Source organism: Pararhizobium sp. LjRoot238 (assembly GCF_964252955.1).
Classification (GTDB): Bacteria; Pseudomonadota; Alphaproteobacteria; order Rhizobiales; family Rhizobiaceae; genus Pararhizobium.
Map to the genome: position 1 here is coordinate 3,496,329 of NZ_CAXUPP020000001.1, position 23,379 is coordinate 3,519,707.

General features: G+C 60.7%; 18 protein-coding genes. 10 read left to right on the forward strand and 8 right to left on the reverse strand.

The genetic code is table 11. The features are described from left to right. Positions 1-2: 2 nt before the first annotated feature. Positions 3-1,751 carry a hypothetical protein gene (locus ACSQ3F_RS17020; RefSeq protein WP_436101308.1) on the reverse strand — a complete coding sequence of 583 codons (1,749 nt, stop codon included), beginning with the start codon at positions 1,749-1,751 and terminating at the stop codon, positions 3-5. Positions 1,752-1,936: 185 nt separating this feature from the next. Between ACSQ3F_RS17020 and glmU the strand changes: the two genes are divergently transcribed. From glmU to ACSQ3F_RS17040, 4 genes are all read left to right on the forward strand, one after another. Further along, a complete protein-coding gene (gene glmU / locus ACSQ3F_RS17025; RefSeq protein ID WP_436101309.1) occupies positions 1,937-3,292 on the forward strand; it encodes a bifunctional UDP-N-acetylglucosamine diphosphorylase/glucosamine-1-phosphate N-acetyltransferase GlmU in 1,356 nt (451 codons plus the stop codon). A gap of 160 nt (positions 3,293-3,452) precedes the next feature. Beyond that, positions 3,453-5,279, forward strand: coding sequence for a glutamine--fructose-6-phosphate transaminase (isomerizing) (glmS, locus tag ACSQ3F_RS17030; protein WP_436101310.1), 1,827 nt, complete (start codon positions 3,453-3,455; stop codon positions 5,277-5,279). After that, on the forward strand, positions 5,276-5,782 hold the full coding sequence (locus ACSQ3F_RS17035) for a GNAT family N-acetyltransferase (protein ID WP_436101311.1): 507 nt from the start codon (positions 5,276-5,278) through the stop codon (positions 5,780-5,782). Before glmS ends, ACSQ3F_RS17035 begins: the two co-directional genes overlap by 4 nt. A 10-nt stretch (positions 5,783-5,792) precedes the next feature. Further along, positions 5,793-6,509, forward strand: a complete 717-nt coding sequence (locus ACSQ3F_RS17040) for a DUF502 domain-containing protein (protein WP_436101312.1) — start codon at positions 5,793-5,795, stop codon at positions 6,507-6,509. On the opposite strand, the gene recG is transcribed toward ACSQ3F_RS17040, so the two are convergent. Further along, a complete protein-coding gene (recG, locus tag ACSQ3F_RS17045) occupies positions 6,496-8,598 on the reverse strand; it encodes an ATP-dependent DNA helicase RecG (RefSeq protein ID WP_436101313.1) in 2,103 nt (700 codons plus the stop codon). The genes ACSQ3F_RS17040 and recG overlap by 14 nt on opposite strands. Positions 8,599-8,716: 118 nt before the next feature. Between recG and ACSQ3F_RS17050 the strand changes: the two genes are divergently transcribed. Beyond that, a complete protein-coding gene (locus tag ACSQ3F_RS17050; RefSeq protein ID WP_436101314.1) occupies positions 8,717-9,034 on the forward strand; it encodes a succinate dehydrogenase assembly factor 2 in 318 nt (105 codons plus the stop codon). Beyond that, on the forward strand, positions 9,031-12,540 hold the full coding sequence (gene mfd, locus ACSQ3F_RS17055; protein ID WP_436101315.1) for a transcription-repair coupling factor: 3,510 nt from the start codon (positions 9,031-9,033) through the stop codon (positions 12,538-12,540). Before ACSQ3F_RS17050 ends, mfd begins: the two co-directional genes overlap by 4 nt. Before the next feature lie 65 nt (positions 12,541-12,605). Here the strand turns inward: mfd and ACSQ3F_RS17060 are convergent, their stop codons facing one another. Both ACSQ3F_RS17060 and ACSQ3F_RS17065 read right to left on the reverse strand, forming a co-directional pair. Further along, complete coding sequence (locus tag ACSQ3F_RS17060; protein ID WP_436101316.1) at positions 12,606-13,271, reverse strand: DsbA family oxidoreductase; 666 nt, start codon at positions 13,269-13,271, stop codon at positions 12,606-12,608. A 100-nt stretch (positions 13,272-13,371) separates the two neighbouring features. Beyond that, positions 13,372-15,177 carry an extracellular solute-binding protein gene (locus ACSQ3F_RS17065; protein WP_436102176.1) on the reverse strand — a complete coding sequence of 602 codons (1,806 nt, stop codon included), beginning with the start codon at positions 15,175-15,177 and terminating at the stop codon, positions 13,372-13,374. A 293-nt stretch (positions 15,178-15,470) separates the two neighbouring features. Between ACSQ3F_RS17065 and ACSQ3F_RS17070 the strand changes: the two genes are divergently transcribed. Further along, the gene (locus ACSQ3F_RS17070) at positions 15,471-16,103 is read left to right on the forward strand and encodes an invasion associated locus B family protein (protein ID WP_436101317.1); all 633 of its coding nucleotides are present in this window, start codon (positions 15,471-15,473) and stop codon (positions 16,101-16,103) included. Between the two features lie 84 nt (positions 16,104-16,187). Here the strand turns inward: ACSQ3F_RS17070 and hspQ are convergent, their stop codons facing one another. After that, the gene (gene hspQ / locus ACSQ3F_RS17075; RefSeq protein WP_436087821.1) at positions 16,188-16,517 is read right to left on the reverse strand and encodes a heat shock protein HspQ; all 330 of its coding nucleotides are present in this window, start codon (positions 16,515-16,517) and stop codon (positions 16,188-16,190) included. A 187-nt stretch (positions 16,518-16,704) separates the two neighbouring features. On the opposite strand from hspQ, the gene ACSQ3F_RS17080 reads away from it, so the two are divergent. Together ACSQ3F_RS17080 and ACSQ3F_RS17085 are read left to right on the forward strand one after the other, a co-directional pair. After that, positions 16,705-17,751 (forward strand): hypothetical protein, encoded by a 1,047-nt coding sequence (locus tag ACSQ3F_RS17080; protein WP_436101318.1) that lies wholly within the window; start codon positions 16,705-16,707, stop codon positions 17,749-17,751. Positions 17,752-17,798: 47 nt separating this feature from the next. Then, positions 17,799-18,836 (forward strand): TAXI family TRAP transporter solute-binding subunit, encoded by a 1,038-nt coding sequence (locus tag ACSQ3F_RS17085; protein WP_436101319.1) that lies wholly within the window; start codon positions 17,799-17,801, stop codon positions 18,834-18,836. Between the two features lie 91 nt (positions 18,837-18,927). Here the strand turns inward: ACSQ3F_RS17085 and glnA are convergent, their stop codons facing one another. Both glnA and ACSQ3F_RS17095 read right to left on the reverse strand, forming a co-directional pair. Beyond that, positions 18,928-20,337, reverse strand: a complete 1,410-nt coding sequence (gene glnA, locus ACSQ3F_RS17090) for a type I glutamate--ammonia ligase (RefSeq protein WP_436101320.1) — start codon at positions 20,335-20,337, stop codon at positions 18,928-18,930. Between the two features lie 60 nt (positions 20,338-20,397). Further along, positions 20,398-20,736, reverse strand: coding sequence for a P-II family nitrogen regulator (locus ACSQ3F_RS17095; RefSeq protein ID WP_018324798.1), 339 nt, complete (start codon positions 20,734-20,736; stop codon positions 20,398-20,400). A gap of 337 nt (positions 20,737-21,073) precedes the next feature. Between ACSQ3F_RS17095 and ACSQ3F_RS17100 the strand changes: the two genes are divergently transcribed. Continuing rightward, positions 21,074-22,552, forward strand: a complete 1,479-nt coding sequence (locus ACSQ3F_RS17100) for an NAD(P)H-hydrate dehydratase (RefSeq protein ID WP_436101321.1) — start codon at positions 21,074-21,076, stop codon at positions 22,550-22,552. Here ACSQ3F_RS17100 and ACSQ3F_RS17105 read toward each other — a convergent pair whose 3' ends face one another. Continuing rightward, positions 22,553-23,356 (reverse strand): DUF72 domain-containing protein, encoded by an 804-nt coding sequence (locus tag ACSQ3F_RS17105; protein ID WP_436101322.1) that lies wholly within the window; start codon positions 23,354-23,356, stop codon positions 22,553-22,555. Positions 23,357-23,379 lie beyond the last annotated feature (23 nt).

Below are 23,379 nucleotides of genomic sequence, written 5' to 3' on the forward strand. Positions count from 1 at the left end.
GGTCAGGGTCCAGCGGCAAGCCCGTTGCGCACGAAGGCGTCGAAACAGGGTGTCAGCGTGATGCGGCGGTGACCGGCGGCAAGGGCCGGTTCGTAGAGTTTCAGGAGCTTCAACCGCGCCATGGTCGGCGGGCAGGTCGGGTAAAGGGCAAGATCGACCGCGCTGACGGCCTCAAGCACGCGCTGATCCGGCGGCGGTACGGCGCGATAGGGGTCAGCGCCGATGGCGATGTATTTCGGGGCGTGGCGATCCATCAGCCAGGGAAATGGATTGGTGAAATCGATCGTCATGATCGTCTCGAACCGGACCTTGTTGGCGGCCTCGTAGTCGCCGATCGCCGAGATGGCGTTATCGACGGCTCGAAGCCAGAGCACCTGGAAATCCAGGTCGCTGTAGAGCAGGAAAGAGGGAAATTCGCCGGCGGAGGCCAGTGCTTCGTAGGTTGCGCGATAGTCAAGATAGTGCGCCCGCAGGCGCTCAGCCCGCTGGCTGAAGATGTCGCGAACACCGGCGGCGCCCATGCCTTTCAGGTTCTGGTTTTCGAGCGGCGCGGTGTTGACTGCGCCAATCCAGGCGCGCGCCGCTTTTTGGGCGACGCTGACTGCTGGCGGCAGTGCGGCGCCCAATGCGACGATCGCGATCGTTGCAAACGCAGCGGAGGGGCCTTTGCGCCGGTAGCTTCCGAGCAGAATCGCGAGCAACAGAGGCCACAGGAAAATGAAGGCCTGGCTGCCGGTATTCTGGCTTTCGAAGAGAAGGCCCGCGGCAACGAAACTTGCCAGCCAGAAAAAGGATTGGTCGGCGACATCGCCCAGCGACGCAAAACCTGGTTTCGCTGCAAACGCCCGTATCGTCTCAAGGAACCTGGCAAACTCATTGAAGAACAAAACGAAAGAGAGGATACCGCAAGTGAGGATCACACCGAAGTTGATCGACGCTGCCTGCAGCAGACGCGGCAACAGGCTGGCGTCATTGATCGAGAGCAGCGACATGATGTCAGCGGCATAGGCAGAAACGACACCGGTGGCGATTTCAAGAAGGCCGATCGTCACCAAAAATACCACTGCGGCCGTGAGCGCCGCGCGCAATGGCAAGCGCCCGGCCAGAAACGCCATCAGGCAAAGGACGCCGCCAGCGGCAACGCCGGTCACCTTGGTGAAGAGAAGCGCAAGCATCGAAAGCGCGGTGACCGCCGTCAGTATTCGCCAGCCGCGCACGAAGACGAGAGCCGCGGCAAGTGGATAGAGCAACTGGCAAATCTGTCGATTATAGATCCCGAAGCCGTCCGAACCGGGATAGGGGTAGAATTCTCCCGTGTTGAAGGGCAGCAGCGAAAAGAACAGGAAGGGTAGAAGCAGGGCATAGGCGATGGCAGACGAGCGTTTCTGCACGTCGCAGACAACCAGCACCAACAGCGGCACGGTCACCGTCATCATAGACCAACTGGACAGCAGAAGCGCGTGGCCGTTTGGAAACAGATAAAGCCACCCGGCAAAGAGATAGTAGCCGAGGCCGCCAACCGGGGCAAAGAAGTCGATGGACGGGATCTGGCCGTCGAAGATGCGGTTTGCCGCGTCGAGATAGATATAGTGGTCCCAATACATCGGACCGACCGGCATGACGATGGTTCCGAGCAGCGCCAGCGGCAGGGAGGCAACGGCCAGTGCCAACACGATCAGCGGCTGGCGGGCGAGGATCGCGCCAAGCCCGGGTCGTCTGCCGGGCGACACTGTATCGGTAGAAGCCTGCATCGTCGGTATCATTCCCGGCCATTGTCGAACACGATCAGCCCCCGCTTATGACATGATGGAGTTTTATCCGGGTTAACGGTCGCCCGCCGGCCCGGATTATGTTCCTTGCAATATCTTCCTGCTATGTAACGAGCAGAATCGTGCCGGCTGCGAAGCGGGAAGCCATGAAAGCGGGAGAATTTGGGATGACACGAACATGCCTGGCGGTGATTTTGGCAGCGGGCGAAAGCACCCGGATGAAATCGTCCATGTCCAAGGTGATGCACCCGGTCGGCGGTCGGCCAATGATCGCGCATGTGGTCGAATCGCTTGTCAATGCCGGCATTTCGTCGGTCGCATTGGTGGTCGGGCGGGACGCCGATTCGGTTACGTCGGCGGCGAAACGCGGTGACATCGAGATTTCGGCTTTCCTGCAAACCGAACGCCTTGGCACCGGGCACGCCGTTCTGGCGGCGAAGGAGGCGATCGCCAAGGGGTATGACGACGTTCTGGTCGTCTTCGGCGATACGCCGCTGATCACGGCCGCACCGCTGATGGCCGCCCGAAAGGCGCTGGCCGAGGGCAATGATGTCGTCGTCGTCGGCTTCCAAACTGCCGACCCGACCGGATATGGCAGGTTGATTGTCGAAAACGGCGAGCTCCAGGCGATCCGCGAGCAGAAGGATGCGTCCGAAGAGGAGAAACGCATCACCTATTGCAATGGCGGTCTGATGGCGATCAATGGCGAGAGGGTGTTGGACCTGCTTGGCAAGATCGGCAATGCCAACGTCAAGGGCGAATACTACCTCACCGACATCGTCGAGATCGTTCGCGCAGGCGGGGGGAGGGCCATTGCCGTAGAGGCGCCCGAAGCGGAACTGATGGGCTGCAACAACCGCGCAGAATTGGCCTTGATCGAGGCCGCTTGGCAGAAGCGCCGCCGCCACGAATTGATGGTCTCCGGCGTCTCCATGATCGCGCCGGAAACCGTTTTCCTCGCCTTCGACACTGAGATCGGCCAGGACGTGATGATCGAACCGAACGTGGTCTTCGGCCCCGGCGTCACCGTCGAGAGCGATGCCGTCATTCATGCCTTCTCTCATCTTGAAGGCGCCCATGTCAGCGCTGGCGCAACGGTTGGCCCCTATGCACGGCTGCGCCCGGGTGCCAATCTTGGGCGCGGTTCCAAGGTCGGCAATTTCTGCGAGGTGAAGAAGGCCGAGATCGGCGCCGGTGCCAAGGTCAATCACCTGACCTATATTGGCGACGCCTTTGTCGGCGAGAAGACCAATATCGGTGCCGGAACGATCACCTGCAACTATGATGGCGTCAACAAGCACATCACCCGCATCGGCGCGAATGCCTTCATCGGTTCGAATTCCTCCCTCGTCGCACCTGTGTCGGTGGGCGACGGCGCGCTGGTCGCATCCGGCAGTGTTGTGACGGAGGATGTCCCGGCCGATGCGGTTGCTTTCGGGCGCGCGCGCCAGGAGATCAAGCCGGGGCGCGCGAAAATCCTGCGCGAACTTTATCAGGCCGAAAAGGCTGCCCGAAAGAAATGACAGGTTGCCACGCCACCGTTAAAACCTGAAATCGAAAGTGAGTTTCGCGCCGATTGCGCATTTCGCTAAATTCGATACCAAAGCGACACCTGAAAATGGACTTTGGCTGGCGGATATCTAAGGCGCCCGTCTCACGAAAAAATTGCGGAGAAGAACATTTATGTGCGGCATCGTCGGTATCGTTGGAAATCAGCCTGTCTCCGAGCGCCTCGTCGATGCCCTGAAGCGGCTCGAATATCGCGGCTATGATTCCGCCGGCGTCGCGACGATCCACGAGGGCGTTCTCGACCGCCGCCGCGCCGAGGGCAAGCTGGTCAATCTCGAAACCAAGCTGCGCGGCGAGCCACTGGCAGGCAAGACCGGTATTGCCCATACCCGCTGGGCGACGCACGGCGCGCCGACCGAAAACAATGCCCATCCACATTTCACCGATGGCGTCGCCGTCGTTCATAACGGCATTATCGAGAATTTCTCCGAGTTGAAGGACGAGCTTGCCCATGCTGGCGCAACCTTCAGCACGCAGACCGACACCGAAGTCGTAGCGCAACTGCTCGCCAAGCTGATCCGCGACGGCATGAGCCACAAGGATGCCATGCAGGCCATGTTGCGCCGGGTCACCGGCGCCTATGCGCTTGCCGTCATCTTCCAGGATGCGCCGGACACGATCATGGCCGCCCGCAGCGGTCCGCCGCTGGCTGTTGGTTTCGGCAAGGGGGAGATGTTCCTCGGTTCCGATGCCATCGCTCTCTCGCCCTTCACCAATGAAATCACTTATCTTATCGACGGCGACTGGGCGGTCCTGACCGCCGATGGTGTCGAGATCCTCGACCATGACGGCAAGCAGGTCACCCGCCCGCGCCAGGTCTCGGTTGCCGCAGCCTACATGGTCGACAAGGGCAATCACCGCCATTTCATGGAAAAGGAAATCTATGAGCAGCCGGAGGTGATTTCGCACGCGCTCGGCCAATACATCGACTTCATCGAGAACAAGGTGAACCCGATGACGTCGGCGATCGATTTTGCCAAGGTTCCGAGCCTTGCCATTTCCGCCTGCGGCACTGCCTATCTCGCCGGCCTCGTCGGCAAGTACTGGTTCGAGCGCTACGCCCGCCTGCCGGTCGAAATCGATGTCGCTTCGGAATTCCGCTACCGCGAAATCCCGCTGTCGCCGCAGTCCGCCGCCCTGTTCATCTCGCAGTCCGGCGAGACGGCCGACACGCTGGCGTCATTGCGATACTGCAAGGAAAATGGCCTGAAGATCGGCGCCGTCGTCAATGTCAAGGAATCGACGATCGCGCGTGAGTCCGATGCGGTCTTCCCGATCATGGCAGGCCCGGAAATCGGCGTTGCCTCGACCAAGGCCTTCACCTGCCAGCTCTCCGTGCTGGCGGCACTCGCGATCGGTGCCGGCCGGGCGCGCGGCACCGTGTCCGCGGCCGAAGAAAAGGAGCTGGTCCGCCATCTTGCCGAGATGCCGCGCATCATGGGCAAAGTCTTGAACAGCATCCAGCCGACGATGGAGAGCCTGTCGCGTGAATTGTCGAAATGCAAGGACGTGCTCTATCTCGGCCGCGGCACAAGCTATCCGCTGGCCATGGAGGGCGCGCTGAAGCTCAAGGAAATCTCCTATATCCACGCCGAGGGCTACGCCGCCGGCGAGTTGAAGCATGGCCCGATCGCCCTGATCGACGAAAACATGCCCGTCATCGTCATTGCGCCGCATGACCGGTTCTTCGAAAAAACGGTCTCGAACATGCAGGAGGTCGCGGCGCGTGGCGGCCGCATCATCTTCATCACCGACGAGAAGGGGGCGGCAGCCTCCAGGCTCGAGACGATGAGCACGATCATTCTGCCGAGTGTCGATGAGATCATCGCTCCGATGATCTTCTCGCTGCCGATCCAGCTGCTCGCCTATCACACCGCCGTCTTCATGGGCACCGACGTCGATCAGCCGCGAAACCTCGCCAAATCGGTCACCGTCGAATGATGATACGGCCCGAAAATCCGGGTGATGTCGGAGTTATCCATTCCCTGACGCGGGAAGCCTTCAAGGACCGTCCATACAGCGACGGCACGGAGCATTTCATCGTCGATCGCCTGCGCAACGCCGGCGCGCTCAGCCTTTCGCTGGTTGCCGCGGTTCAGGGCGAGGTGGTCGGCCATGTCGCCTTCTCGCCCGTCGAAGTTTCGGACGGTTCGGCGGGATGGTTTGGCCTTGGCCCCGTGTCGGTCCTGCCGTCTCATCAGGGGCAGGGCATCGGCGGGGCCTTGATCCGCAGAGGGCTGGAATTGTTGAGGGAAAGGGCCGCGGCCGGGTGTGTCGTGGTGGGTAATCCCGAACTTTACCGCAAGTTCGGATTTCAGAACGATCCCCGGATGACATTCGCTGATTGTGCGCCGCAATATTTTTTGACACAGCCCTTGTCGTCCACTCCGGCCTCCGGCATGGTGACATATAATGCGGCTTTTTACGGCGGCGTGGACGGATAAACGGAGCGGCATGACGAACAGACAGGCACGCGGATTTTTCACTACGCGGTTGAGGAATTATTTCCTGACCGGTGTGATCATCTGTGCGCCGCTCGCTATCACCGCCTGGATCACCTGGTCGTTCATTCTCTGGGCCGACAGCTGGGTGAAACCCTATCTGCCGTTCGACTACAATCCGGACAATTTCCTGCCCTATCCGGTTCCCGGTTTCGGCTTGCTGACGGCATTGCTGCTGATCACGCTGGTCGGCTTCTTCACCGCCAATCTGATCGGCCGCAGCATCGTCGGCTTCGGCGAGTCTCTTCTCGTTCGCACTCCGCTTGTCCGCTCGATCTACAAGGGCTTGAAGCAGATCTTCCAGACGGTGCTGCAGGATCAGTCGAACTCCTTCAAGAAAGCGGGCCTGATCGAATATCCGAGCCCCGGCCTCTGGTCTCTGGTCTTTATCGCGACGGACGCGAAGGGCGAAATCGCCGTCAAGTTCAGGGAGCGCGGCCTCGATATGGTCACCGTGTTCCTCCCGCCGACCCCGGTGCCCACGGCCGGATTTCTGATTTTCGTTCCCCGCGAAAAGATCGTGCCGCTGGACATGAGCCCCGAGGATGCCGCCAAGCTCCTGCTCTCCGGCGGTCTGGTGGCGCCCGACTATCTGCCAAAGGTAGTGCCGACGCCGGGCGAGACGGTGCCGGTGGCGAACAAACGCGGAAAGTTCTTCAGCCGGCTCTGAGAAAGCGGATCGCCTCGTCGCGCCGGTAAAGATAGAGCAGTGTCCGCAACGCTGCGCCGCGTTCCGATGTCAGCTCCGGGTCGCGCTCGATGACATAGGCTGCATCCTTGCGGGCGATCTCGAGCAGATCGCCATGCGCCTCCAGGCTGGCAATGCGAAAACCGGGCGTGCCGGACTGACGCGTGCCGAGCAATTCGCCTTCGCCCCGTAATTTCAAATCTTCCTCGGCAATCAGAAAGCCATCTTCGGTTTCCCGCAGGATCGACAGCCGCGACCGGCCGTTTTCGCTCAAGGGTCCCTTGTAGAGAAGAATGCAGGTCGAGGCTTCGTCACCACGCCCGACGCGACCGCGCAACTGGTGCAGCTGCGCCAGCCCGAATCGCTCCGCATGCTCGATCACCATGATCGTCGCATCGGGCACATCGACCCCGACCTCGACGACCGTGGTTGCGACCAGAAGCCGGATTTCGCCATTTTTGAAGGCGAGCATGACGGCGTCCTTTTCCGCGCCGTTCATACGGCCGTGAACAAGGCCGACATGGGAACCGAAATGGCTTTTCAATGTCTGGAACCGTTCGTCGACCGACATCAGGTCGGAAGCGTCCGACTCCTCCACCAGTGGACAAATCCAATAGGCCTTCTTGCCGTCGGCGAGCGCCGTATGCAGCCGTGAGACAATTTCTCCCGTTCGCTCGGTCGATACAGTCACGGTCTGGATCGGCTTGCGACCCGCCGGCTTCTCTGTGAGCTTGGAAACATCCATATCGCCGAAGGCGGCCAGCACCAGCGTACGCGGGATCGGCGTTGCGGTCATCACCAGCATATGCGGCGAAATCCCTTTGGCCGTCAGCCGCAGCCGCTGGTGCACGCCAAAACGGTGCTGCTCGTCGACGACCGCGAGCAGCAGGTTTTTGTAGACGACCGTATCCTGGAACAGCGCATGCGTGCCGATGACGATCTGCGTTTCGCCCGAGGCGATGCGTTCCAGAATGGCATCGCGCTCGCGGCCCTTGGTGCGGCCGGTCAGGACATCGATGGTGACACCGGCCGGTATGGCCATTTTCGAGAGTGTGGCGAAATGCTGCCGGGCAAGGATTTCCGTCGGTGCCATCAGCACAGCCTGGCCACCCGCCTCGACGGCCGCCAACATCGACATCAGCGCAACCGCCGTCTTTCCCGAGCCGACATCGCCCTGCAGAAGACGCAGCATCCGCTCCGTTCCCGCCATGTCCTTCAAAACCTCGCCGATCGCCGTCGCCTGGCTGGCGGTCAGCGAAAAGGGCAGGGCGTCGCGCACCGGCTTGCTGAGTTTCCCGGTTGCATGCACCGGCGTACCCGCGACCTTGCGCAATCTTTGGCGGACGAGCGACAGGGATAGCTGCCCGGCCAGAAACTCGTCATAGGCAAGCCGCCGGCGAGCGGGCGCCTGCGGGTCGATATCGGTTTCGTCGCGCGGTTCGTGAAGGGCAAGAAAACAGTCGCGGGCTGAAGCAAAGCTTTGCTTCTCCAGGAGAGCGTCGTCGATCCACTCCGGAAAATCGGGGATGCGGGGCAGGGCCGCTTCGATCGACTTGCGCAGGATACGGGCCGAAAGGCCTGCCGTCAGAGGGTAGATGGGTTCGACCAGCGGCAGGTTTTCCGCTTCCGCCGCCCGCACCATGTAATCCGGATGCACCATCGACGGGCGGCCGTTGAACCAATCCATCTTGCCGCTGACGGTTACGGTCTCGTCGACCGGCAGTGCCTTCTCCAGCCAGTTTCCCTTGACCCGGAAGAAGGTCAGCGCCAGTTCCCCGGTGTCGTCGTGCAGGAAGACGCGGTAGGGCTGGTTGGTTCTGGGTGGCGGTGGCTGGTGCCGGTCGACCCGGCCGCTGATCGTGACGATGGCGCCCTGCGGCGCGCGTGCGATACCCGGCTGATGCCGCCGGTCGATGAGCGAATGCGGCGCGTGAAAAACGAGATCGATCACCCGGCAGTCGTCGATGCTTTCGCGCCCCAGCAGCCGCGCATAAAGTTCGCCCGCTTTCGGGCCGATGCCGGGAAGCGAATTCAGGGAGGCGAACAGGGGATCGAGAAGGGCCGGGCGCATGCGGGCCAGACTGAAACGAGGATTAGGTCTTTGGCAAGGCTGACAATCGTCTTTTCAGCGTTTATAGAGCCACTGCAACGCGCGCTCCCAACGACGCGACGGCAGGAAGGACCTTTCGATGACGGGCATTACACGCACGAGCGCCGATCTTGATCCGCGCCGCAGGCGCATTCTTTTTCGTGCCTGGCATCGCGGCATCAGGGAAATGGACCTGGTGTTCGGTCAATTCGCCGACAATGAGCTCGCTGGTCTCGCGGACACGGACCTCGACGAGCTCGAAACCATCATGGCGGAAGAGGACAACGATCTGGTCAAGTGGATCATCGGCGAAAGGCCTGTGCCGCAGCACTACCGGACGCCGCTGTTTGAGCGCATTGCTTCCTATCGTCCGGATTTCGACAAGCTCCTTGCCGCCGAGAATAAAGACGATCGATGATTGCCGGATTTGACCCCAATAAAGTAGCGCGCGCGACCCGCGAACTGACCATCGGCCCGGTGCCCGCCGGCGTCGAGCCGCTTATCCTTGCCGAACTGGCGCGCGCCAATGGCCCCGTCGCCTACATTCTGTCAGATGGCCAGCGGATCGCCGATGTCGAGCAGATGCTTGGTTTCGCCGCGCCGGACATTCCGGTGCAGACATTGCCCGGTTGGGACTGCCTGCCCTATGACCGCGTATCGCCCAGCGCCGATACCTCGGCCCGGCGTCTGGCGACGCTGAGCGGCCTGATCGCGCATGCGAAGAAGCCGCATCCGGCCATCGTGCTCGTCACCGTCAATGCAGCCCTTCAGAAGATGGCGCCGCAGGAGGTCATCGAGAGCCTCGCCTTTTCCGCCCGGCCGGGTAACACAATCCGAATGGACGATGTCGCCGCGCGGCTTGGACGCAACGGCTTCGAGCGTGTCGCCACCGTTCGCGAGGTCGGTGAATATGCCGTGCGCGGCGGCATCCTCGATGTCTTCGTTCCCGGCAGCGACGAACCGGTGCGCCTCGATTTCTTCGGCGACACGCTCGAATCGATCCGCTCTTTCGATCCCGCCAGCCAGCGCACCACCGGCCAGGCCCGGTCGCTCGACCTCAACCCGATGAGCGAGGTATCGCTGACACCCGAGACGATCAGCCTTTTTCGAACCCAATACCTGTCGATGTTCGGCGCGGCGACGCGGGATGACGCGCTTTATCAAGCGGTTTCCGAGGGCAGGCGCTATGCCGGCATGGAGCATTGGCTGCCTCTGTTCTACGACCGGCTCGATTCGGTATTCGATTATCTCGCCGGTTTCTACATCGTCACTGACCATGTCGCGCGGGAAGCGGCGGCCGAGCGCTCCAAGCTGGTGCGGGACTACTACGAGGCGCGCCAGTCCTCTGCCGCACCGGGCAAGACCCAGATATCGCAGGGAACGCCCTACAAGCCTGTGCCTCCGGAACTGCTCTATCTCAGCGCCGAAGCCTTCAACGCGGCGCTGGTCTCGCGCAATGCCATGCGCCTTTCGCCGTTCAGCGAGCATGAGGGCGAAGCACGGCAGGTGATGACCGTCGATGCGCGGCTCGGCGTGCGCTGGGCGAAGAATGCGACGGAAGGGACGAGCGACGCTGAGCGGGTCAACGTCTTCGACCAGGCGGTAAAATACATCGCGGACCGCCGGGCCAAAGGCGACAAAGTGCTGATTTCAGGCTGGTCGGAAGGATCGCTCGACCGCCTGCTGCAGGTGCTGGCCGAGCACGGGCTTGCAAACATCAAGCCCGTCAAGGCGCTTTCGGAATTGAACGCGTTGAAACCCGGGGAGGCGGCCTCCGCCGTTCTCAGCCTCGAGAGCGGGTTCGAGACCGGCAATCTCGTCGTCATCGGCGAGCAGGATATTCTCGGCGACCGCATGATACGCCGCTCGAAGCGCCGCAAGCGCGGCGCCGATTTCATCGCCGAAGTCGCCGGCCTCGACGAGGGCAGCATCGTCGTGCACGCCGAGCACGGGATCGGTCGCTTCATTGGCTTGCGTACGATCGAAGCCGCTGGCGCCCCGCATGCCTGTCTGGAACTGGTCTACGCGGACGAGGCAAAGCTCTTCCTGCCGGTGGAAAACATAGATCTTCTGTCGCGCTACGGCTCGGAAGGCAGCGACGCCGTACTCGACAAACTCGGCGGGGTCGCCTGGCAGGCGCGCAAGGCGAAGCTGAAGAAACGCCTGCTCGACATGGCCGGCGGCCTCATCCGCATCGCTGCCGAGCGGCTGACGCGGCATGCGCCGGCGCTGACGACACCGGACGGGCTCTATGACGAATTTGCCGCTCGCTTCCCCTATGACGAGACCGAGGACCAGCTGAACTCGATCGAAGCGGTGCGCGAGGATCTCGGCGCTGGCCGACCGATGGACCGGCTCGTCTGCGGCGACGTCGGCTTCGGCAAGACCGAAGTTGCGTTGCGCGCCGCCTTCGTGGCCGCGATGAACGGCGTTCAGGTGGCCGTCGTCGTGCCGACGACGCTGCTTGCTCGCCAACATTTCAAATCCTTCACCGACCGCTTTCGCGGTCTGCCCGTGCGCATCGCCCAGGCATCGCGCCTCGTCGGCTCCAAGGAACTGGCGCTGACCAAGAAGGAAGTTGCCGAGGGCAAGACGGACATCGTCGTCGGCACCCATGCGCTGCTCGGGGCCTCGATCAACTTTGCCAATCTTGGCCTGCTGATCATCGACGAGGAACAGCATTTCGGCGTCAAGCACAAGGAGCGGCTGAAGGAGCTGAAATCCGACGTGCACGTGCTGACGCTGTCGGCAACACCGATCCCGCGTACGCTGCAACTGGCGCTGACCGGCGTGCGCGAACTGTCGCTGATCACCACGCCGCCGGTCGACCGCATGGCGGTCCGCACCTTCATCTCGCCCTTCGATGCGCTGGTCATCCGCGAAACGCTGATGCGCGAGCATTATCGCGGCGGCCAGAGCTTTTACGTCTGCCCGCGTCTCGCCGACCTCTCGGAAATCCATGATTTTCTCAAGTCAGATGTTCCGGAGTTGAAGGTTGCCGTCGCGCATGGCCAGATGCCGGCGACGGAGCTCGAGGACGTCATGAACGCCTTCTACGAAGGCCGTTACGATGTGCTGCTCTCGACCACGATCGTCGAATCCGGTCTCGACGTGCCGACAGCCAACACGCTGATCGTGCATCGCGCCGACATGTTCGGCCTGGCGCAGCTCTATCAGTTGAGAGGTCGCGTCGGCCGCTCCAAGGTCCGCGCCTTTGCCCTGTTTACGCTGCCGGTCAATCGGACGCTGACCGGCACCGCCGAGCGGCGCCTCAAGGTGTTGCAGTCGCTCGACACGCTGGGCGCCGGCTTCCAGTTGGCCAGCCACGACCTCGACATCCGCGGCGCCGGCAACCTGCTCGGAGACGAGCAGTCCGGCCATATCAAGGAGGTCGGCTTCGAACTCTATCAGCAGATGCTGGAGGAAGCCGTTGCCGAGCTGAAGGGTGACGAGGAGATCGCCGACAGCGGCTGGTCGCCACAGATTTTCGTGGGAACGCCGGTGATGATCCCGGACGATTATGTGCCGGACCTGCATCTTCGTCTTGGCCTCTACCGCCGTCTCGGCGAAATCACCGAACTCTCGGAGATCGACGCCTTCGGCGCGGAGCTGATCGACCGCTTCGGGCCGCTGCCGCTGGAGGTCCAGCACCTTCTGAAAATCGTCTACATGAAGTCGCTCTGCCGCACGGCCAACGTCGAAAAACTCGATGCAGGGCCGAAGGGCGTCGTGGTGCAGTTCCGAAACCGGGAGTTCCCCAATCCGGGCGCACTTGTCGGCTATATCGCCAAGCAGGGCATCATGGCGAAGATCCGCCCCGACCACAGCATCTTCTTCCAGCGCGATTTCCCGACGCCGGAAAAACGCCTGGCGGGTGCCGCCGTTGTCATGACGCAGCTAGCGGGTCTCGCGAAGGGCACCTGAGCATCAAACGAAAAAAGCTGCGCAAGCTTTCGCGCGGCTTTTAAATGTGCAGAAACGTCTCTCAATCAGTTGATCTGAGACGCGTTCTTCATCTTTGCGATATCCCGCAGCGCATCGGTCAGGACGTCGACGGATTGTGCGCCCATCACCGCATATTTGCCGTCGACGATGAAGCAGGGCACGCCGGTAACGCCCATGCCGCGCGCCATCTCGATTTCCTCGCTCACGGCATCCTTGTCGGCATTCGATGCGAGCAGGGCAGCGATGACGTTGCGGTCGAGGCCGGCCTCGGCGGCGATGTCGAGCAGCACGGCATGGTCGCCGACATTGCGGCCCTGTTCGAAATTCGCCTTGAACAGCAGCGAGGCAACCTTGCTCTGCATCTCCGGACCCTCGGTCAGCGCCCAGCGGATCAGCCGGTGCGCGTCGAGTGTGTTCGGACTGATTTTCACCGCGTCGAAATCAAACGCGATGTCTGCCTGCTCACCAAGCCCGCACAGCATCTGATGCGCCCGGTCGACGGCCGCCTGGCCGCCGAGTTTAGCAGCGAGATGCGCCTTGTGATCGACGCCCTCGGGCGGCAGGTCGGGATTGAGCTGATAGGGACGCCAGTTCACCGTGACATGAATATCGCCGGCCACATTGGCGATCGCCTGGTCGAGCCGCGCCTTGCCGAGATAACACCACGGGCAGACGACGTCCGAGACAACGTCTATATTTACGAGATCCATGGTGTCAGTTCCTCTTGTTGCAGACCATTGGTCCGCGACATAGTCGCAGGCTTTCCCGGTTTCAATGCGTTACCAAAAGTATACCGGCCTCAAATCTGCATCACTGCACAGTTTCATCCCACCAGGTCGGCAGTTGATAGCCGTAGAGCGGCACGACGCTCGGGCGGCCGATATGCTTTTCCCGCGCGACCCATTGCGCGGCGACATGATAGAGTGGCACGAGGTAGGAATTATTGACCAGCAGCCGGTCGTGGGCCCGAACCGCGGCGATGAAATCCTCCGTCGTCTTGGCCTGGAGGATATTGCTGATCATTCGGTCGACGTCCTTATCTGCGACACCGGCGAAGTTGTCGCTGCCCTGGCGGTCGCGTGATTCGGAAGCCCAGCGGCCGACCTGCTCGATACCGGGAGAAAGCGTTGACGGGAAGGACTTGACGATCACGTCGTAATCGAACGACTGGCTGCGCTGCTGATACTGCGAATCGTCGACGGTGCGCACCGACGCGGTAATGCCGAGTGCCGCGAGGAACCGCTGGTAGGCAAGCGCCAGTTTTTCCTGTCCTTCGTTCTGGGTCATGATCTCGAAGGCAAGCGGCTCGCCCTTCTCGTTGAGCATCTTGCCGTCCTTGATGCTGTAACCGGCTTCGCGCAGCAGCGTCACGGCTTCGCGCAGCACGTTGCGGTCGCGACCAGATGCGTCGGTCACAGGCAGGCGGTAGCTACCGTCGAGCACGGACGGATTGATCCGGTTGCGGGTGTCGCCCAGAAGGCCGAGTTCGCGATCATCGGCCGCGACGCCGAGATAGGACAGGGTTGAATTCTGCCAAAAGCTCTGCGTCCGGGTATAGGCATTGTCAAACAGGTTCTTGTTGACCCATTCGAAATCGAAGACGAGGGCCAGCCCCTGGCGCAGCTTGATATTCTCGAACATCGGCCGGCGGGTGTTGAAGACAAAGCCGAGCATGCCGGACGGCGTCTTCGGCGTGAATGTATCCTTGATCACATTGCCCGACTGGACTGCCGGAAAATTATAGCTGCGCGTCCATTTCGTTGGGCTGCCCTCCGGATAGATATCGACTTCGCCCTTCTTGAAGGCCTCGAACAGCGAATTGTCCTGGAGAAAATATTCGACGGAAATCTCGTCGTAGTTGTCGAAGCCCACCTTGCTTGGCAGATCCTTTGCCCAATAGTCGGGGTTGCGCTTGTAGACGATCCGCTCGCCGGGCTTGACCTCCGCCACTCGGTAGGGTCCCGAGCCGAGGGGGAATTTGAGCGAAGTCTGGTCGAAGGTCGCGACATCCGTCGCATGCTTCGGCAGGATCGGCGTCATGGCAATCAGCAACGGAAACTCGCGGTCGGCCTGGTCGTTGAAGGTGAAACGAATGCTGCGGTCACCGACCTTTTCCATCTTCTCGACCTTCGCCAGCCGGGTGCTGAAAGGCACGCGGCCCTTGTCGCGAAACAGCTCGAAGGTGAAAATAACGTCCTCGGGCGTCACCGGCTGCCCATCCGCCCATTTGGCCTTGGGGTTCAGGTTGAACTGGATGAAGCTGCGGTCGTCGTCCCATTCGACGGTTTCGGCCAGCAGGCCGTAAAGCGAGAAGGCTTCGTCGCGGGAGCGCTGCATCAGCGAATCGTAGGCGAGGTTCCCGTATTCCGGGTCGAGCATGCCGCGCGCCGTGGTGCGCATGCTTTTCAGGATGAAGGGATTGAGGTTGTCGAACGTGCCGACCACGCCGTAGGCCACCCGGCCACCCTTTTTCACGTCCGGTTTGACATAGGGGAAACTCTTGAAATCGGCGGGCAGGGCGGGCTGCCCGTGCATGGCGATGCCGTGGACCGGTTCGGCCCTTGCCGCGACGCCGGTGCCGAGCGCGGCCAGCAGCGAAATCAACCCTAAGAACAATGCGCGCAAGCCCGCCTCCTGCTATCGTCTACTGTGTGAATCACGGCAAACTAGCACGTTGACCGGCATTTCCAACCGGCAGATACTTTAAAAAGTCCGGCGCAAGCCGATAGGCGATCGTAAAAAAATCAAGGAAAGACTGGATATCCGTGCCCGCTCACTGTAACAGGTGTTCCCGGAGACGAGGGTCATGCAATTGCCTTATTTGCCCAACAGGAGAGCGGGCGGCTGACCATAGATGACCAGCGGCGCGAGACCGCTCAGACACCGGAATTCAGGAGACGGATATCGTTATGATCTTCAAGTCGAACTTCACCAAAAAGGCCGCACTTTCGGCGTTTGCCGGCGCTGTTGCCGTTGCCGCGATGCCTGCCGCGTCGCTCGCGCAGGAACAGGCCGCCGGCCGTCCGCCACAGGGCTGGTTCAAGGTGTGCACCAAGCAGGAAGACAATGATGTCTGCATCGTGCAGAACCTGTTGTCGGCCAACAACGGACAGTTGATCACGGCCGTCGGCCTTATCAGCGTTCGCGGCAAGGTAGAACGCAAGGTGATGCAGGTTTCGGTTCCCTCCGCGCGCCTCATCCCGCCGGGCATCCAGATGCAGATCGACGGTGGCAAGGGCATCAAGCTCGACTACGCCATCTGCATGCCGGACAAGTGCATCGCGGAAGTGCCACTGAGCGACGCCGTGCTCGCCAACCTGAAAAAGGGCGGCGAAGTCGTGTTCACCTCGGTCAACTTCCAGCGTGCGCCGAACCCGATCAAGATTTCGCTTAATGGCTTTACCGGCGTGTTCGACGGCGAGCCGATCGAACAGTCTAAGCTTCAAGAGCGCCAGCGCCTGCTGCAGGAAGAAATGCAGAAGAAGGCGGAAGACGCTCGCAAGAAGCTCGAAGAAGCCCAGAAGGCGGCCAAGCAGAACTGATCGCAACGCGATACAACAAAAAAGGCCCGGACTTTCGTCCGGGCTTTTTTGTTTCAGGCCGAATTCCATCCAAGCTGGCTGCTGTCAGTGCTGAACGACAGCTTTCGGCTTATACTGGCCGACACCCTGCTGGTCGAAGAATGCGTTCACCTGCGAATGGCGCATGGGCCTTCCGCTGTCGTCCGAAACGAGGTTCTGTTCGGAAACATAGGCCACATATTCCGCTTCATCATTCTCTGCGAGCAGATGGTAAAACGGCTGATCCTTGCTCGGACGGACTTCAGCGGGAATCGCATTCCACCATTCCTCGGTGTTAGCGTATTCCGGGTCAACGTCGAAGATAACGCCGCGGAACGGAAACACACGGTGGCGAACAACCTGTCCAATCTGAAATTTTGCGTCTCTTTGTTTCATCATGAGAGGTTCCTTTCGCAATAATATGTGGTGGTTTTTCAACAAACATCAATAGCTAAGTCACGGAGGCCGCTACCGCGCGGTGGTTGACGAGGAGGGGCGACAAGCGTGCGGACTGCTGTTGCTTGCCTCCCCCGGAAATTCGTCGTACCTCACTTGAAGGGGAGTTTTCCGTGGCGGATATGGCATGAGCAATCAATGGGGCAGAAACAACCAGGTGACGCGAAGCAGCGGCTCGTCGGGTATGGCACGGCCGATCATTCTCTTCGTGGCGCTGATTGCCGTTTGCGCCTATTTCTGGTTCGCCCGCCAGGCCATGCAGACGGAAATCGCCGCCCTGAAGGCGCAGGCAGTTACCTTGACTGACGACTTGAACCGGGTGAACATAGAAAAAGACAAGGTTACGAATGACTTGGCCGAATTCCGCAAGAACTCCGGCAACTGGGCTGGAGAATTGGAACAGGAATATGCCGACCTGAAGCTCAACGAGGTGCCGAAACTCAACCGGCTGCTCGACAAGCGCGACGCCGATATTTCCACGCTTGAAAAACTGCTTTCAACGGAAAAGGCGGCCGCGAAGTCCGCCGCCGACGATTTCACCGCGACAATCGCGAAAATCAATGAAGAGTTGAGCGCCATGAAGGCGGATGCCGCCGACGCCAAAACGCGGGCCGAAAGTCTTGCTGCCGACAAGCTGGCTTTGAACAACCAGATAGCCAGCCTGCGCTCTGCCGTGGAGCGGGCCACGGCAGACACCCTCGCCGCACGCAAGGCGCTGGAGCAAAAGCAGCTGGAGGCGGAGAAGTCGCCGCCCACGTTCAAGTCCGCGCTTGATCTGGCGCGCGATGTCCAGATCCAGACATTGGAGCAAAGCCTCGGCGAGGAACGCAGGAGGGCCGCTGCACTCGAAAAGCAGCTTGCCGACCAAGCCGCCGCTGCAGCTGCTGCCAGGAATTCCGACGCGAAAACCGCTGACACGCCAGTGGTCAACAATTCCCCAGTTATAGGCGAAGCCGAGCCTGCCGCCGGTTTGACGCCACGCGACAGCCTGCTGGTCGAGAACGTGATCGGCGCGACCCGCGGCCTTGGCTTTCTGGATGAGGAAAAGACACAGCGCCTGAAGGATAAGCTTATAGCCGGCGTCTGTGTGACGGATGCGCTGGAAAGCGTCTTCGACAAGGTGCCGCTGGTCCTGATGCGCAATCTCATGCGCGATTTCAAGAGCGACTGCTGAAACGTGCCTCCGCCTGCCCAAGGCAGGCGGTCTCGGGGGGAGAAAAAATGAAGTTTCGATTGGCTTCCGTTGCCACTGCAATTGTCGCGGCCTTTTCAATGATGCCGGTTTCGGCGGCCGAATTTGAAAAGAACATCATGACCGGCGGCCCGCAGGGCACCTATATCCAGATCGGGCGTGACGTTGCAGCACTCGGCAAGAGTTGCGGGCTGACGCTCAACGTCCAGCAATCCGCCGGTTCGCTCGAAAACTTCGTCGGTGTCAGAAATCGCAAGAATACCCAGTTCGGCATCGTGCAGAGCGATGTGCTCGAATATTTGAAGACCTTCGAGGCTAACGATCCGGAGGTCCAGCAGGCGGTCCGCGGCGTGCGCATTATGTTCCCGCTCTACAACGAGGAAATCCACGTTCTCGCGCGCGCGGATATCAAGGACATGGAAGGCCTGGGCGGAAAGAAGGTCGCCGTCGGCGTCAAGGACAGCGGCACTTTCCTGACGTCCTCGCTCATTCTCGATATTCTGCAGGTGAAGGCCGGCGAACGTGTACCGCTCAATCCGGATGCCGCCCTGCCGAAACTGCTGGCTGGCGAGATTGACGCCTTCTTCTATGTTGCGGGCGCTCCCGCGGCGCTGTTCAAGAACAATCCGATCGACGGCGCCAAGTTCCATCTCCTGCCGATCACAGAGGCGCCGCTGCTCGCAACCTACACGGCTTCGCGCATCGATGCCGGGACCTATGCCTTCCAGAAGGAACCGGTCGATCTGATCGCCGTCAAGGCTGTGATGATGACCTATGACTACGACATCAAGCGCAATGCCTATCAGCGCGAAAGCTGCAAGGCGGTGTCGGAGTTCTCAAGCCTCATTCTCAACAATCTCGACAAACTGCAGAAGACCGGGCATCCGAAATGGAAAGATGTTGATCTGACGGCGCTGCCACCCGGCTGGCAGGTCGGAGTCTGCGTCAAGGCTGGCATGGCGCTGAACTACAAGCCTGCATGCAAGACGCCGGAGGCTGTGGCCGAACAGCCGGATGGAAACGAAGAGTACCTCAACCTGTTGAAGCAGCGCCTGAAACAGAAATAGCGGCCCGAACCGTACAACTGAAAAGGCCGGTCTCTGGCGAGACCGGCCTTTTGTCTGAAGCGGACCGCTTTCGTGGGGCCAAAATCGGTTGTTAGGCCGAATAGTACATGTCGAATTCGACCGGATGCGGGGTCATTTCGAAGCGCATGACTTCCGCCATCTTCAGTTCGATATAGGCATCGATCTGGTCGTCGTCGAAGACGCCGCCGGCCGTCAGGAACTTGCGGTCCTTGTCCAGGCTTTCCAGCGCTTCGCGCAACGAGCCGCAGACGGTCGGGATCTTCTTCAGTTCCTTCGGCGGCAGGTCGTAGAGATCCTTGTCCATGGCCTTGCCGGGGTGGATCTTGTTCTTGATGCCATCGAGGCCGGCCATCAGCATGGCGGCAAAGCCGAGATAGGGGTTTGCCAGCGGGTCGGGGAAGCGAACTTCGACGCGCTTCGACTTCGGACCGGTACCGAACGGGATACGGCACGAGGCAGAACGGTTACGGGCGGAATATGCCAGTAGAACCGGCGCTTCATAACCCGGCACCAGACGCTTGTAGGAGTTCGTCGTTGGGTTGGTGAAAGCGTTGATTGCCTTGGCATGCTTGATGATGCCGCCGATGTAATAGAGGCAGGTTTCCGACAGGCCGGCATATTCGTCGCCGGCGAAGGTCGGCTTGCCGTCCTTCCAGATCGACTGGTGCACGTGCATGCCCGAGCCGTTGTCGCCGAAGATCGGCTTCGGCATGAAGGTCGCCGTCTTGCCATAGGCGTTGGCGACCTGATGCACGACGTATTTGTAGATCTGGATCTTGTCGGCGTTGCGCACCAGCGTGTCGAACTTGACGCCGAGCTCGTGCTGGGCAGCCGCCACTTCATGGTGCTGCTTTTCGACGGTGACGCCCATTTCGGCCATCACGGTCAGCATTTCGGAGCGCATATCCTGGCAGCTGTCGACCGGCGGAACCGGGAAATAACCGCCCTTGACGCGCGGACGGTGGCCGAGGTTGCCGGTCTCGTAGTCGGTGTCGTCGTTGGACGGCAGTTCGGACGCATCGAGCTTGAAGCCGGTGTTGTACGGGTCCGCCTTGTACTTCACGTCGTCGAAGACGAAGAATTCCGGCTCGGGGCCGACGAAGACCGTATCGCCGATGCCGGAGGCCTTGAGATAGGCTTCGGCCTTCTTGGCGATGCCGCGCGGGTCGCGGTTATAGGCTTCGCCGGAGACCGGATCGAGAATGTCGCAGACGATGACCATCGTCGACTGCGCGAAGAAGGGGTCCATGTGCACGGTTGCCGGATCCGGCATCAGCACCATGTCGGACTCGTTGATGGCCTTCCAGCCGCCGATCGACGAACCGTCGAACATCACGCCATCGGCGAACATGTCCTCGTCAACACAGGATACGTCCATCGTTACGTGCTGCAGCTTGCCCTTGGGGTCGGTGAAGCGCAAATCCACGAACTTGACGTCGTTATCCTTGATCTGCTTGAGGATATCATTGGCAGTCGTCATGTTTTGAAAGTCCCTCTCTAGAGATGACGAGGTATTGCCCGGGCCGAATGGCCGGGCGGATTAGATGGCGTCGATGCCGGTCTCACCGGTGCGGATTCGGATGACCTCTTCGATATTGGAGACGAAAATCTTTCCATCGCCAATACGCCCGGTCTGGGCTGCGTTCCGAATGGCCTCGATCACGGCCTCCGCGTTCTCGTCTGCCAGCACGACTTCGACTTTCACCTTCGGGAGAAAATCAACAACGTATTCTGCCCCACGGTAAAGTTCCGTGTGGCCCTTCTGGCGTCCAAAGCCCTTGGCTTCCGTGACGGTGATACCCTGCAGGCCAACCTCCTGAAGGGCTTCCTTCACTTCGTCAAGCTTGAAAGGCTTTATGATCGCTTCGATCTTTTTCATGAGAAAATGTCTCTCCGCTTCTCCCGTTATAGCAGGCTTATGCCCGCTCGCCCTCAATATGCATTTTACATGCCAGATATGGCAAATGCGATGCCGTTTTGGATGAAAACTCCTCCAACAGAGACGATCATAGCCGTTTCTCCAGAATAAACAGCGCCTTTTGCCTATTTTTTATGAATTTTTGTATTTCGCTGGTCACCACGGATGCCCTGCTTGACAGAGGGCTGTATTAAGCGGCACGGATAAGCGCTAAATATGTGCAAATGCATAAAAAATGAACATTTGCCGTTCGTGTTTTAGCCTTGCAGGCGCGTCGGCGGCAGGGCATTTTGAGGCCATGCCAGCTGATAGAAACCACGCCATCGTGACGCCCGCCGAAATGACCGCGATCGATGCCGATGCGGCTCGCTCGGGGATCGACAGTTTCAGCCTGATGACATCCGCCGGAATGGCCGTTTCGGCGGCGGCCTTGCGGCTTTATCCCGGTACCTTGCGGTTTGTCGTCCTGTGCGGTCCCGGCAACAATGGCGGGGATGGCTATATCGCCGCCGCCGCCTTGCGCGGCAGCGGCGCTGATGTCGAAGTCCATGCCTTGGGCAATCCGGCGGCTTTGAAAGGCGACGCGGCTCATGCCTACGCGGCCTGCGGAGTTGCGGTGAAACCGCTTGCGGAATATCGCCCGATTGCCGGAGACGTCGTCATCGACGCTTTGTTCGGAGCAGGCCTTTCACGCGCTGTTCCGCCGGAGGCGGCAAGCGTGATGCGGGCGGTCGAGAGCCAGGACCTCCCGGTCATCGCCGTCGACCTGCCCTCCGGTGTCGATGGCCGCAGCGGACAGGTGCTGGGAGCAAGTTTTCACGCCCGTCACACGGTGACGTTCGTCGCCCGGAAGCCAGGACATCTGCTGATACCGGGGCGGATGCTTTGCGGCACGCTGGAGGTGTTCGACATCGGCATTCCCGAGCGCATCCTGCGTGCTCGTGCAGGCCCGCTTTGCGAAAACGGACCGCATCTCTGGCAGGAGCATGCCTTTGCCCTGGACCCTGCCGCGCATAAGTTCAAGCGCGGGCATCTTGCGGTTTTTTCCGGCGGCCCGCTTTCATCCGGGGCGGCGCGGCTATCGGCGATCGCCGGATTGAGGGCAGGGGCCGGATTGGTGACGATCGCTTCGCCCGCCGCGGCCCTTAATCCCAATGCGTCTCATCTGACGGCGGTGATGTTGAAACAGATCGAGGGCGAAGACGACCTCTCGCACTGGCAGGCCGACAAACGCATCAGCGCCTTCGTACTCGGCCCGGGATTTGGCGATCTGGAGACGGCGCGTCAGTACGCCCTGATTCTCCGTGGGCGAAAACTGGTGCTCGACGCCGATGGCATCACGGCTTTCAGGGACGATCCGGCGTCGCTTTTCAAGGCCTACGCCAAAGGTGAAACACGCCTGGTCATAACACCGCATGACGGCGAGTTCGCCCGGCTGTTTCCGGATATCGAGGCCAATAAGGCCCTTTCCAAGGTCGACCGCGCCATCGCCGCCGCCAAACGCAGTCATAGCGTCGTCGTCTACAAGGGAGCCGACACTGTAATCGCGGCGCCCGACGACCGCGCTGCAATCAACACCAATGCGCCGCCGTGGCTGGCGACAGCGGGGTCGGGAGACACACTCGCCGGCATCATCGGCGCGCATCTGGCGCAGGGTATGCCGGCCTTCGAGGCCGCCGCCGCCGGCGTCTGGCGCCATGGACGGGCCGGCGCGAAAGCAGGCGAGGGGCTGACGGCGGAAGACCTCGCCACCGCAATCGAACCGCTTTCGGCCTGATCAGTCCACCCGCTTCTGCAGTACCCGCGCGCCGTTCGGTGCTTTGACCTTGCCCTCGGTGATGAAGAAGGCAAAGATATCGCGGGGCTTCTTTTCAGGCTTGTGCGCGGGATCGCCCAGTTCCAGATCGTCAACCACGCCGCCTGAAGCCCAAGTCTTCAGCCGATCGGTCCAGAGATCAAGCCGCTTTTCATCGTAGCAAGTCTCGACATCATCGCTGCCGGTCTGCAGGCGCGCATAGACGAAGTCCGAAGTGACATCGGCGATCATCGGGTATTCGGCGTGATCGGCGCAGACTACGGCGACATTGTACTTCGTCAGCAGCGCAATGAATTCCGGCGTCCGGAACGATGGATGGCGCACCTCGACGACGTGCCGCAGCGTCAAGCCATCCTGCTTCTCCGGCAGCAGCGCCAGGAAGGCACCGAAATCATCGGCATCGAATTTCTTCGTGGGCATGAACTGCCAGAGGATCGGGCCAAGGTGCGGACCGAGTTCGCTTAGTCCTTGGCCGAGAAATCTGCTGACGGATTCACCGGCCTCTGCCAGCACCTTCTTGTTGGTGGCAAAGCGGCTTGCCTTCAGGGAAAAGACAAAATCCTCCGGCACTTCGGACGTCCATTTGGCAAAGGTTTCCGGTTTCTGCGAACTGTAATAGGTGCCGTTGACCTCGATGACCTTCAACTGGCGGCTGGCATATTCCAACTGTTTCTTCTTCGAGAGGTTGGCGGGATAAAACGTTCCTTCCCAAGGATCGAAGGTCCAACCGCCAATACCGCAGCGGATCGTGCCTGATTTCGTCATGCTGTCTCCCCCTCGCGTTATCT